Source organism: Actinoalloteichus fjordicus (genome assembly GCF_001941625.1).
GTDB classification, from domain to species: Bacteria; Actinomycetota; Actinomycetes; order Mycobacteriales; family Pseudonocardiaceae; genus Actinoalloteichus_A; species Actinoalloteichus_A fjordicus.
In genome coordinates this window covers 7,109,254-7,120,854 of record NZ_CP016076.1, presented here as the reverse complement: position 1 = coordinate 7,120,854, position 11,601 = coordinate 7,109,254, and the positions used below count along the sequence as shown (strand labels likewise).

The 11,601-nt window shown below is 68.3% G+C and carries 12 protein-coding genes; 9 read left to right on the top strand and 3 right to left on the bottom strand.

Features of this window, described 5'->3' with window-relative positions; all coding sequences use genetic code 11:
- Window positions 1-708: 708 nt before the first annotated feature.
- From rpmH to UA74_RS30450, 5 genes are all read left to right on the top strand, one after another.
- Window positions 709-846, top strand: a complete 138-nt coding sequence (gene rpmH / locus UA74_RS30470) for a 50S ribosomal protein L34 (protein WP_075743235.1) — start codon at window positions 709-711, stop codon at window positions 844-846.
- A gap of 12 nt (window positions 847-858) precedes the next feature.
- A complete protein-coding gene (gene rnpA / locus UA74_RS30465; protein WP_075743234.1) occupies window positions 859-1,329 on the top strand; it encodes a ribonuclease P protein component in 471 nt (156 codons plus the stop codon).
- A complete protein-coding gene (yidD, locus tag UA74_RS30460; RefSeq protein ID WP_075743233.1) occupies window positions 1,326-1,634 on the top strand; it encodes a membrane protein insertion efficiency factor YidD in 309 nt (102 codons plus the stop codon). Before rnpA ends, yidD begins: the two co-directional genes overlap by 4 nt.
- A gap of 4 nt (window positions 1,635-1,638) precedes the next feature.
- Window positions 1,639-2,709 carry a membrane protein insertase YidC gene (yidC, locus tag UA74_RS30455; protein ID WP_075765900.1) on the top strand — a complete coding sequence of 357 codons (1,071 nt, stop codon included), beginning with the start codon at window positions 1,639-1,641 and terminating at the stop codon, window positions 2,707-2,709.
- A gap of 76 nt (window positions 2,710-2,785) precedes the next feature.
- On the top strand, window positions 2,786-3,343 hold the full coding sequence (locus tag UA74_RS30450) for a Jag family protein (protein WP_075765898.1): 558 nt from the start codon (window positions 2,786-2,788) through the stop codon (window positions 3,341-3,343).
- Window positions 3,344-3,855: 512 nt separating this feature from the next.
- Here UA74_RS30450 and coaA read toward each other — a convergent pair.
- Window positions 3,856-4,785 carry a type I pantothenate kinase gene (gene coaA, locus UA74_RS30445; RefSeq protein WP_075743230.1) on the bottom strand — a complete coding sequence of 310 codons (930 nt, stop codon included), beginning with the start codon at window positions 4,783-4,785 and terminating at the stop codon, window positions 3,856-3,858.
- A gap of 235 nt (window positions 4,786-5,020) precedes the next feature.
- Between coaA and rsmG the strand changes: the two genes are divergently transcribed.
- From rsmG to UA74_RS30430, 3 genes are all read left to right on the top strand, one after another.
- Entirely contained in the window at window positions 5,021-5,851 is an 831-nt protein-coding gene (gene rsmG / locus UA74_RS30440; protein WP_083683865.1) for a 16S rRNA (guanine(527)-N(7))-methyltransferase RsmG, read from the top strand.
- 147 nt (window positions 5,852-5,998) lie between these two features.
- Complete coding sequence (locus tag UA74_RS30435) at window positions 5,999-6,898, top strand: ParA family protein (protein ID WP_075743228.1); 900 nt, start codon at window positions 5,999-6,001, stop codon at window positions 6,896-6,898.
- Window positions 6,895-7,890, top strand: coding sequence for a ParB/RepB/Spo0J family partition protein (locus UA74_RS30430; protein ID WP_075743227.1), 996 nt, complete (start codon window positions 6,895-6,897; stop codon window positions 7,888-7,890). Before UA74_RS30435 ends, UA74_RS30430 begins: the two co-directional genes overlap by 4 nt.
- 105 nt (window positions 7,891-7,995) lie before the next feature.
- Here the strand turns inward: UA74_RS30430 and UA74_RS30425 are convergent, their stop codons facing one another.
- Together UA74_RS30425 and UA74_RS30420 are read right to left on the bottom strand one after the other, a co-directional pair.
- Entirely contained in the window at window positions 7,996-8,943 is a 948-nt protein-coding gene (locus tag UA74_RS30425) for a D-alanine--D-alanine ligase family protein (RefSeq protein WP_075743226.1), read from the bottom strand.
- Between the two features lie 412 nt (window positions 8,944-9,355).
- Window positions 9,356-10,678, bottom strand: coding sequence for an aminotransferase-like domain-containing protein (locus UA74_RS30420; protein WP_075765896.1), 1,323 nt, complete (start codon window positions 10,676-10,678; stop codon window positions 9,356-9,358).
- A 215-nt stretch (window positions 10,679-10,893) separates the two neighbouring features.
- Between UA74_RS30420 and UA74_RS30415 the strand changes: the two genes are divergently transcribed.
- On the top strand, window positions 10,894-11,538 hold the full coding sequence (locus tag UA74_RS30415; RefSeq protein ID WP_075743224.1) for a GNAT family N-acetyltransferase: 645 nt from the start codon (window positions 10,894-10,896) through the stop codon (window positions 11,536-11,538).
- Window positions 11,539-11,601: the final 63 nt, after the last annotated feature.

Sequence of the window (11,601 nt, the reverse complement as noted above, 5' to 3'; positions counted from 1 at the left end):
CGACGTGCTCCCCTCCCCTCACCGCACCGCCCGCCTGGCAGCGGGTGCCTGTGTCGATCGCCGCCCCTCGGCGATCGGCCCGCGGTCATGAACCGATCGTGCTGACGCCGTGATGTGCACAATCGAGCCGACAATCCACAGGGTTGTCCACAAGCTGTGCATGAAGGTACGGCGAAGCGAAGACCGATTCCCGCCCGGGGCCTGCAGATGCTTCGCGGGCTGCCAGCCGAGGCGTGTCGTCGAACGTGCGGGCTCCGGTGTCGGCTCTGCGGAGATGGGCACGCTAACAAGCGGCGGGCTCAGCCACAAGGCGCCCCGCGCGGTCGGGTGAGATTCAGGAGTCGATCGGCGTGGCGCGCCGATCAGATCAGGTGGCTCGTGGTTCTGGAGCGTACCGTATCCATCCCTTCCTTGATCAACACCGGTGCTCAGGGGCGGTCCGGTTTGAGTGGACCAGGCCGCACCACGTACTCTCATGCGGTCTATCCCCCGGTGTCACGTACTCTGGTCTTTCGCACCGCTCGCCCTGTGCCTCGTGCCAGGTCTGTGGTGCGGCCGACATGCGGTTCGTGACGGCGACGGTTGCTTCTCGTCGTCGGCGACGGCAGTGTGCTCGTCGCCAGCGGTGGCGGAGCAGCATCTGCCGCCGAGTACCTACTGGGGCGAAGACCGCAGACCCTAGCTGTAGTGAAACCGGGAGACTCGACCGTGAGCAAGCGCACCTTCCAGCCGAACAACCGTCGCCGGGCCAAGACCCACGGGTTCCGGCTGCGCATGCGCACCCGCGCTGGCCGCGCCATCCTCGCCCTGCGCAGGCGCAAGGGCCGCGACAAGCTGTCGGCCTGACCTACTCAGGCCGTGCTTCCGTCGGCGGCCAGGCTGACTCGAAGTCAGGACTTCTCCACGGTGGTCCGGCGGGGACGCCGGGCGGGACGACCTCGGGTCGTCGTGCACGTGCTGGCGGCGCTGCGTCCAGACGACGGCACGTCCACCACTGCGGAGGCAGCCATGGCCAGTGGTCAGCGGTTCACCCCCACCCGAGCAGGCAGTGCTCGGGTGGGTTTTGTCGTGAGCAAGGCGGTGGGTGACGCCGTGGTGCGCCACCGGGTCTCTCGTCGCCTGCGTCACGTCTTCCGGGCCCGGCTCGCCGCGCTGCCGCCGGGCACCGACGTCGTCGTCAGAGCCCTGCCGCCTGCCGCCGCATCGACCAGCGAGCAGCTCGCGGCCGACGTCGATCGCGCGCTGCGCAGACTCGGGATCGACCCGGCGGCCGATGCGCAGGCCGGATGTCGAACCGAGGACGATCACCAACAGGCAGGTGGGATGTGAGTGACGATCGGTCTGAGGCCGCCAGGCGTGCCGGACCGGTCAGTCGCGTCCTGTTGCTGCCGGTGCGTGCCTACCAGCGGTGGATCTCCCCGCTGCTCCCGGCCAGTTGTCGCTTCTATCCGACCTGTAGTGCCTACGCCGTCGAGGCGTTGACCGTCCACGGCGCCGCGCGGGGTATCTGGTTGACCCTGCGCAGGCTCGGCCGGTGCGGTCCCTGGCACCCGGGCGGGCTAGACCCCGTTCCTCCTCGTCGAGATTCTTCCGAGGAGACCATGGTGACCAACGACAATCGCGCCGAGGAGTAGCTTCGTGCTCAACTTCATCTACTACCCGGTGTCAGCCATCATGTGGTTCTGGCATCGGGTCTTCGGGTTCATCCTGAGCCCCGACAACGGGATCGCCTGGGCGCTGTCCGTGGTCTTCCTCGTCTTCACCCTTCGGCTCCTCCTGCTCAAGCCCGCCATCAGCCAGGTGCGCTCGATGCGGAAGATGCAGGAGTTCGCCCCGCAGATCCAGAAGCTGCGGGAGAAGTACTCCAACGATCGCCAGAAGATGGCGACCGAGATGCAGAAGCTCCAGTCCGAGCACGGGGTCAACCCGCTCGGCGGCTGTCTGCCGATGCTGGTCCAGATCCCGGTGTTCATCGGTCTGTTCCACGTGCTGCGCTGGTTCTCCGAGCACGACACGGTCTACGTGTTCGGTGAGGCCGAGGTCCAGTCGTTCCGGGCCGCTACTCTCTTCGGCGCCCCGCTGTCGGCCTCGATCTCCAACCCGGTGCTCGGTGCGAGCATCACGAGCATCGCGCTGGTCGCGATCCCGCTCGCGATCATCGCCAGCATCGCGACCCACTTCACTGCGCGGCACTCGGTGCAGCGACAGGCGATGAACCCGACCGCCACGTCGAACTCGCAGACCGCGATCATGAACAAGCTGATGCTGTGGATCTTCCCGCTCTTCGTGCTGTTCGGTGGTCCCTTCTTCCCCATCGCGATCCTGCTGTACTGGCTGAGCAACAACAGCTGGACGCTGGCCCAGCAGCACCTGGTCTATCAGCGCATCGATCGCGAGGAGTCGAAGAAGAAGGCGGAGGCCGACGCGAAGGCGGAGGCGACGCGGCAGGCGCTGGCACCCAAGCCGGGACAGAAGCCCAAGACCGCGCCCAAGAAGCGCCCGGCCGAAGCCCCGAAGACGCAGGCTCCGAAGTCTCAGTCCTCGAACGGGGTGGAGCCTGCCGCCTCCGACACGGGTAAGAAGAAGACGGACACCTCCTCGGCCACCAGTGCGTCAGACCAGTCCGGGACGGCAGAACCCAGCCGGAACGGGGTGACCGATCCGGTGCGTCAGCGCCCCGCGAACAAGAAGTCCAAGAAGCGTCGTTGAGGCGACTTCGTCGTGCGGTAGGCGCTGCCGCAGACACAACTCGTCTGCTGGACATACTCACGGAGAGGAGAGGCCGGTGTCGGACACCGCGCAGGTGACCGGCGTCGACCAGGAGGTCGACGCGGCCGAACAGAATGGCGACGCGGCTCCCCGCGCCGCAGAGAACAGCGAGGAGCTGCTCGTCCGCGAGGGCGACATCGCGGGCGATTACCTGGAGCGCCTGCTCGACCTGCTTGACTATGACGGGGACATCGACCTCGACGTCGAGGCGGGCCGTGCCGTGGTCAGCATCGAGGGCGGCGAGGATCTCGAACGTCTCGTCGGTACGAAGGGCGTCGTGCTGGAGGCGTTGCAGGAACTGACGCGGCTCTCCGTCCAGCAGTCCACCGGCGTTCGCAGCAGGCTGATGCTCGACGTCGCGGGTTGGCGCGCCGAGCGGCGTGCCGAGCTGGCCGAGTTGGGCCGCACCAGTGCCGAGCAGGTCCGTGACTCGGGCAAGGCGCTTCGTCTCCACCCGATGACGCCCTTCGAGCGCAAGGTGGTGCATGACGCGGTTGCGGCCGTGTCCGGCACCCGGAGCGAGAGCGAGGGCGAGGAGCCGCAGCGGCGCGTGGTGGTGCTGCCCGCCGACTGACCTCGAGCGGCGCGTTTCACGTGAAACATGCGAATGGCCTCGTCGAGAGACGAGGCCATTCGCATGTCCGGGGAGTGGTCGAAGCCGGTGGGAGCGAGGCAGGCGGCCCCGACCGGTGGCGGTCCGGCTCGCCCGAGTCTGGCCGGTGGGGTCGAATCGGTGGGGTCGGTCCGGGTGGGGTCGGTCCGGGTGGGGTCGGTCCGGTGGGGTCGGATCGGTTTCCGGCAGCCTCACGCCGCTGCCTGCGGAGCCCGGGGCCCGACTGCGGGGCCGAGCACCGACGGTCCACCCTCCTGCCTACCGGACTGAGGATGAGCACCACCGGGGTCTGGGGCCGACTGGACTCGACCGGGCCGGGGGTGCGCGACGGCCGCCTGCGAGGCGGGCTGCCGTGGGACGGCCGCGATCGACGTCGGACCGAACACGACGCTGCACGGCTGTCGCACGTCGACCGCGCGACCGCGTCGGTCCCCTTGGCACTCTGCGAACGTCGCGCCGGGCCGCCGCTGCCGTCACAGCTTCCGAAGTCGCACCCGATGGATCGAGTGGTCCGCTCCCTTCTGGAGGACCAGCGTGGCTCGGGCGCGGGTGGGTGCGATGTTCTCGACGAGGTTCGGCTCGTTGATCTCGGTCCAGAGTTCAGTGGCGATGGTTCTTGCCTCCGCGTCGTCCAGGCTGGCGTACCGATGGAAGTGCGAGTCCCGCCGGGCGAACGCCGTGCGGCGCAGGGTCAGGAAGCGGTCGACGTACCAGCTTCGGAGGTCGCCGATGCGGGCATTGACGTAGATGGAGAAGTCGAAGAAGTCGGAGACGGTGAGACTCGGACCGGTCTGCAGGACGTTGAGTCCTTCCAACAACAGGATGTCGGGCTGGCGGACCAGCTGATGCTCGCCCGGGACGATGTCGTAGCTCAGGTGGGAGTACACCGGGGCGCGTACCTCGGGGCGTCCGGACTTGACGTCCACGAGGAACCGGAGGAGCCCGCGCCGGTCATAGCTCTCGGGAAATCCCTTGCGCTTCAGTAGATTCCGTCGCTTGAGTTCGGCGGTCGGCAACAGGAATCCGTCCGTGGTCACCAGGTCGACGCGCGGATGATCCGGCCACCGGGCGAGCAGCGCCTGGAGGATGCGCGCGGTGGTGCTCTTGCCCACCGCCACGCTGCCCGCGATGCCGATGACGAACGGGGTACGGATGCTGGGTTCGCGAAGGAACTGGGTGGTGGTCGTGTGCAGCGCCTGGTGCGCGGCCACCTGGAGGTTGATGAGCCGAGAGAGCGGGAGGTAGATGTCGGCCACCTCTTCGAGAGAGATCGCGTCGCCGAGGCTGCGCATGCCCGCGAGTTCGTCGTCGGTCAGCGGCAGCGGTGTCGCATCGCGGAGGCCCCGCCACAGGTCGCGGTTCAGCTCGACGTAGGGCGAGGTGTCTAAGGTCGTCGATCGCACCTGTGCAGTGTGCGTTCCGGGATCGTCTGATGCGACATGATGTGAGCTATCGGCGCGGTGCGTGCTGTGTCGACTGCGTCATGCGGGACACTGTTCCCGTCGACCCCGAACAGGGCCGACGACGGTGTTTCACGTGAAACAGGCGCCAGGCGACTTCGGCGCCGGTTCGTCGCCGGTCGACCCGGTGACCTCGAGACCACGTTTCACGTGAAACGTCAGATGATGGATAGGCGGCATGGCGAACTCCAGCGCGGACCCCTCCACGACGAACTCTCCCGATTCCTCCTCGGCCAACTCCCCGGCGGGTTCCGTCCCGACGGACTCGTCCTCGGCAGGCGGTTCCGGGACGCACTCCCCCGCGACGCCGTCCGCAGGCGTGCCCTCGTCGGGCTCCGACGCGGTGGCCGATGCGGCGGCGCGGGTGTTCGGTGATCGCCTGCCCGCGGCCCGGCGCTATGTCGAGCTGCTGGCCGAGCACGGCGTGGAGCGGGGTCTGATCGGCCCCCGCGAGGTCGATCGGCTCTGGAGCAGACACGTGCTGAATTCGGCCGTGGTCGGTGAGCTGATGCCGACGAACTGTCGAGTGGTGGATGTCGGCTCGGGCGCAGGGCTGCCGGGCATTCCGCTTCAGCTCGCGCGCCCGGACCTCCGGCTGACCCTGCTGGAGCCGATGGCCCGGCGGGTCGCCTGGCTGGAAGAGGTGGTGTCCGAGCTGGGGCTGTCGACCACTGTGGTGCGGGGTCGCGCGGAGGAGCTGACCGTGCGGCGCAGGCTACGGGATTTCGACGTGGTGACCGCCCGGGCGGTCGCGCCACTGGCGAAGCTGGCGGGGTGGGGACTTCCGCTGCTTCGGCCGGGGGGCATGTTGCTGGCGCTGAAGGGGGCGTCGGCGGCGGAGGAGATGGCAAGGGACGCGGTGGCGGTCGCTGCCGTAGGGGGCTCTCGGCAGGAGCTCGTCTCCTGCGGGGAGGGATTCGTGACGGAGCCGACGACGGTGATCCTGGTCGAGCGGGGGAATGCCGCTCAAGGCCGTGACACTCGACGGAACTCCAGGAAAGATCGGTGACGGATTTCCAGGTCGATCGACCCGACCCGTTTCAGGCGTGGGGACGAGCGGGCGCGACGACCCCTGGCGCAGATCGGAGCACGGCATGTTCCACGTGAAACAACGCCGAACAGGGATGTCCACGGCTTTCGGGGGAGGCTCGCACCGGTGAATCGTCCGCAGAATCAGCAGATCTCCTCATGGACGCCGATCGCGGAGGAGGCGGAGCGAGCCACCAAGGTTCTGCATCCGAGTGAGACTCTGCCGCGACCGTCGCGACGAAGAATCCTCACCGTCGCGAACCAGAAGGGCGGCGTCGGCAAGACGACCAGCACGGTGAACCTGGCCGCAGGCCTGGCGCTGCGCGGGTTGAAGGTGCTCGTCATCGACCTCGACCCACAGGGCAATGCGAGCACCGCGCTCGGTGTCGACCACCGGTCCGGGACTCCGTCGGTCTACGAGGTGCTGCTCGGCGAGATCAGCATCGGCGACGCGGCCGCGGTGAGCACCCAGTCGGACAATCTCGTCTGTGTGCCCGCCACGATCGACCTGGCCGGTTCCGAGATCGAACTCGTGTCCATGGCCTCCCGGGAGTCGCGGCTGAAGGAGGCGCTCTCCCCCGAGGCACTGGACCAGCTTGAAGCGGACTACGTGTTCATCGACTGCCCGCCGTCGCTGGGGCTGCTCACGTTGAACGCGTTGGTCGCGGCGCCCGAGGTGTTGATCCCCATCCAGTGCGAGTACTACGCGCTGGAGGGTCTCGGGCAGCTGTTGAACAACATCGACCTGGTGCGCGCGCACCTCAATCCCTCGCTATGGGTGTCGACGATCCTGCTCACGATGTACGACGGCCGGACGAAGCTCGCCGACCAGGTGTCGGCCGAGGTGCGCAAGCACTTCGGCGATCTCGTGTTGCGTACGGTCATCCCCCGGAGCGTCAAGGTTTCCGAAGCGCCGGGCTTCGGACAGACGGTGCTGACCTACGATCCGGGTTCTCGTGGCGCGATGAGCTACCTGGACGCGGCTCGGGAGATGGCCGTCAAGGGAGCCGAGTTGGAGATCAGATGACGGAACGCAGGGGGGGACTCGGCCGCGGGCTTGCCGCGCTGATTCCCAGTGGGCCGCCCCCGGCCGATGCCGGGGCCGCGACCGACGCACCGCATCGCGGGGACCGGCTTGCCGGTCCCCCGGCGGCACAGGCAGGCTCCACCGAGGCGAAGCTGGAGGCATTGCTGCGCGAGGAGACCGCGAGCGCGGTCTACCGCGAGCTGCCGATCGCCTCGATCACGCCCAACCCGAAGCAGCCTCGACAGGTCTTCGACGAGCCGGCGCTGGAGGAGCTGGAGCATTCGATTCGAGAGTTCGGTCTGCTCCAGCCGATCGTGGTGCGCGAGCTTGGCGACGGCAAGTACGAGCTGATCATGGGCGAGCGCCGTTGGCGAGCGGCGCAGCGAGCCAGACTCCCCCACATCCCGGCCATCGTCCGGCGCACCAAGGACGATGCGATGCTCCGGGATGCACTGCTGGAGAACATCCACCGGGTGCAGCTCAATCCCCTGGAGGAGGCTGCGGCGTATCAGCAGCTCCTCGAGGAGTTTCACGTGACACATGAGGAGCTGGCAGCACGGATCGGCCGAAGTCGTCCGGTCATCACGAACACGATCCGACTGCTGAACCTGCCGCTGCCCGTGCAGCGCCGGGTGGCGGCGAACATCCTGTCGGCAGGTCACGCCAGGGCGTTGCTGAGTCTGGACGACGCGGAGTCGCAGGAGGACCTGGCGGCCCGGATCGTTCGGGAGGGCATGTCCGTGCGCTCGACCGAGGAGGCGGTCCGGTTGACGCGGCTGGAGGAGCCTGCCAAGCCCAAGGCCGCTCCCCGGAAGCAGATGCAGGCACCGGGGCTCCAGGACGTGGCCGATCGGTTGTCCAACGCCTTCGACACCCGAGTCAAGGTCGAACTCGGACGTCGGAAGGGACGAATCGTCGTGGAGTTCGGGTCGGTCGATGATCTGGAACGCATCGTGACGATGATGGCGGAAAATCGGACTATTCAGACATAGAAAAGTCGCATCCCGCCACACCGACCCCTTTCGTCACGGTGACGTTTCCTTTTCGGCTTGCCGGCGACTCGATCAGCCACCCGAACCGCCGGCGAGCCGAGATCATCAGGCGCGAGCGATCGCCCGCTCGATCAATTCGGCGAACACCTTCCCGAACGAGCGGTCCGCCGCCTCGATCGCCATCGGCAGCAGCGACGTCTCGGTGAGCCCCGGCGACACGTTCACCTCCAGGAAGTGCACTCGGCCGTCGGTGCCCACCACGGCGTCGGTCCGCGAGACGTCGCGAAGGCCGAGTAGCCGATGTGCGGCGACTGCCAACTCCCCCACCTCCGCCGCCTGCGCCTCGGGCAACCGGGCAGGCGTGTGAAAGGTCGTGAGCCCGGCGGTGTACCGCGCCGTGTAGTCGTAGACCCCGCCTGCCGGATCGATCTCCACGGCGGGCAACGCGATCGGACCGTCGGCGGTGTCGATCACGCCCACCGCCACCTCGGTGCCCTCGACGAAGCGCTCGACCAGAACCGCATCGCCATAGGCCAGCACCCCCACCATCGCGGCGGGCAGTTCCTCTGCGGTGCGCACCACCCGCGCACCCAACGCTGACCCGCCCTGATCCGGCTTGAGCATCAGCGGCAGACCGAGCCGTTCGACCATGGCGTCCAGCACGGCCTGCGCGCCCAGCGAACGGAAGGTGCTGTGCGGCAGCACGATCCAGTCCGGTGTGGTCAGTCCGGCGGCGGCGATCTCCGCCTTGGCGGACGGCTTGTCCCAAGCACGGCGGCAGGAGCGTGAGTCGGTGCCGACGAAGGGAATGCCCCGCATCTCCAGGACGGCCTGGACCGCGCCGTTCTCTCCTTCACCGCCGTGCAGCGCGACCACCACGGCGTCCGGTCGGTCCGCACCCAGTCGCGACAGCAGCTCGGCATCGGCGTCCCACTCCTCCACCGTCACGCCCGCCGAGCGCAGCGCGGCGGACAGCCTGCGACCGGAACGCAACGAGACGTCCCGTTCGTGGGAGAGCCCTCCCGACAGCACCGCCACCCAACGATCTGACACTTGCTACTCCCTTGACTGTTGTTCGAGCCCTCGGACGTCGCGGGGCCGGGCAGGAAGGCGAGCCGAGACCGGCGGTACCGCCTGCCCACGGCGAGGACCGGCGTCGTCTGCGAGCGGCGAGAAGGAGAAGACGACTCCTCGCCGCAGTGCGGGACGCGCACTGCACAGCCCCGGCCAAGGGATCATGGTCCGGTCGCCGAGTCACACCATGGCAGGAGACCTCTCCCGCGTCGACAACCACCCTGGCGCGGCGCGTCTGCCCGCAGTCGATGAGAACCCCTGCTCCGGGGTGGCGGTCCGGTTACACCGTCCTTAGCGTCGTCAGACGGTGCAGCCGGGAGATCCACGCGTCGCGGACATCCCGGCCGCCATCGTCGTGCCGCCGCCATCCGGACGTCGCAGGCGGGGTGCGTCAGGCGGTGTCCGGGCCGGGCGAGTCGGCGCCGATGCGGGGACGCTGGGGAACACTGCCGAAGGTCGCCAGCAACTCCAGTTCGTCCTGGAGCACTCCCCCGAGCCTGCGCACACCCTCCTGGATTCGCTCCGGCGTCGGGTAGCAGAAGGACAGTCGAATCTGCCTGCTGCCGAAGCCGTCCGCATGGAACGCGGTCCCGGAGACATAGGCCACCCGCTGGGTGATCGCTCGCGGAAGCATCGCCTTGGTGTCGACGCCTTCGGGGACCGTCAGCCAGACGTAGAACCCGCCGTCGGGTCGGGTCCAGGTGCAGCCGGGCGGCAGGTGCTGCTCCAACGCGGAGAGCATCGCGTCCCTGCGCTCCCTGTAGACCTCTCGATACGTTTTGACCTGGCCTTTCCAGTCGTGGGTCGAGAGATAACGGGAGACGAGGAGCTGGTTGAACGTGGGTGGGCAGAGGGTCGCCGACTCTGAGGCCAGCACGAGCTTCTCGCGCACCGCGTGCGGTGCCAGCGCCCAGCCGACCCGGAGACCGGAGGCGAAGGTCTTGGAGAAGGACCCGAGGTAGACCACGTTCTCCTCGTCCATCGACCGCAGCGCGGGATAGATCTGGTTGTCGAAGCCCAGCAGTCCGTACGGGTTGTCCTCGATGACCAGCACGCCGTGACGGGCGCAGATGTCCAGTACCTCGGCACGGCGGGACACGGCCATCGTCACGCCTGCCGGGTTGTGGAAGTTGGGGATCGTGTAGAGGAATTTGACCCGTCTCCCCGAGGCCTGGACGGCGTCGAGCGCCGCGCGCAGCGCCGCCGGGATCAGCCCCGACTCGTCCATCGCGACATGCACGACCTCGGCCTGATACGCGGTGAAGCTGCCGAGCGCGCCGACGTAGGAGGGTGCCTCGGCCAGCACCACGTCGCCGGGGTCGCAGAAGATCCGGGTGACGGTGTCCAGGGCCATCTGCGAGCCGACGGTGACCACGACGTCGTCCGGGTGGGCGTTGATGCCTTCCAGCGCCATCACCTCGGTGATCTGCTCGCGCAGTTCGGGGACGCCCTGGGCGGAGCCGTACTGGAAGGCGACCTGGCCTTCATCGGCGACCAGCCGGGCGACCTCGCCCGCGAGCGACTCCATCGGCAGCGCCGACAGGTTCGGCATGCCGCCTGCCAGCGAGACCACCTCCGGCCTGCTGGCCACGGAGAACAGTGCCCGGATCTCCGACGCCGTCATCCCTGCCGTCCGTGCCGCGTAGCGGCTCAGATGCGCGTCAAGACTGCGCGCGCGACTGCGCGGCGCCGGCTGCGACTCCTGGCTGGTCATTCGGCACTCCGAACTGTGTCTCGTCACGTCCCGGTGGGTTCGACCGAAGGTGATCCGACTTCGGTGACCGGATGGATCACCGAACGGGCATTCGGCCGAACGAGAGGCGCGTCTGACCCCTCAGTGTAACTTCGGCAGCGAACGTGCACCGTTACCCTGTACTGGTACAGGCGGCCTCCCGTGGCTGCGCCCGAGGCTCGTGCTGAGGAGGTCAGGTGTCGAGAAGCGTGGTCGGCATCACGCTGGACAACCTGCATGAGCTGCCGAAACAGTGTCGGCGCTGTGTGTTCTGGGAGTTGGCGCCGCACATCAGGGAGCAGGCCGAGGAGTTCGGCCAGACCGAGTTCGAGAAGGAGGCCTGGATCTCCAGCGTGCTGCTGGAGTGGGGCTCCTGCGGACGACTGGTCCGGGTCGGCGGCGTACCCGCCGGATACGCCCTCTACGCCCCGCCCTCGGCGGTGCCTCGGTCCGGCACCTTCCCGACCTCCCCGGTCAGCGCGGACGCCGTGCTCCTCACGACCCTCAAAGTGATGCCGGAGTTCGCCGACACGGGCCTGGGACGCCTGCTCGTGCAGGCAGTGGCCAAGGACCTCACTCGACGCGGTGTGAAGGCCGTGGAGGCCTTCGGCTACTCGGACGGCGAATCCGACGGCCACTGCGTGATCCCGGCGGAGTTCCTGCGTCAGGTGGGCTTCAAGACGGTGCGCCCGCATCCGCGGTGGCCCCGACTCCGCCTCGAGCTCCGGTCGGCGTTCACCTGGAAGGAAGACGTGGAGGCGGCCCTCGAACGCCTGCTCGAGCCGATGACGGTGTCCACGGACTCGGCGTCGTCCACGTCGGTCGGGGTCCCCGCTCGCTGATCGACGGCCGGTCGGTCGCCTGCGCGACGGAGCCGGACCGATGCGCCCGGGCTCGTCTGCGGT

Coding starts and splice junctions, on each gene's coding strand:
- rsmG (WP_083683865.1), top strand. CDS start 5,021: ATGGCGAACTCCAGCGCGGACCCCTCCACGACGAACTCTCCCGATTCC.
- UA74_RS30430 (WP_075743227.1), top strand. CDS start 6,895: ATGACGGAACGCAGGGGGGGACTCGGCCGCGGGCTTGCCGCGCTGATT.
- UA74_RS30420 (WP_075765896.1), bottom strand. CDS start 10,678: ATGACCAGCCAGGAGTCGCAGCCGGCGCCGCGCAGTCGCGCGCGCAGT.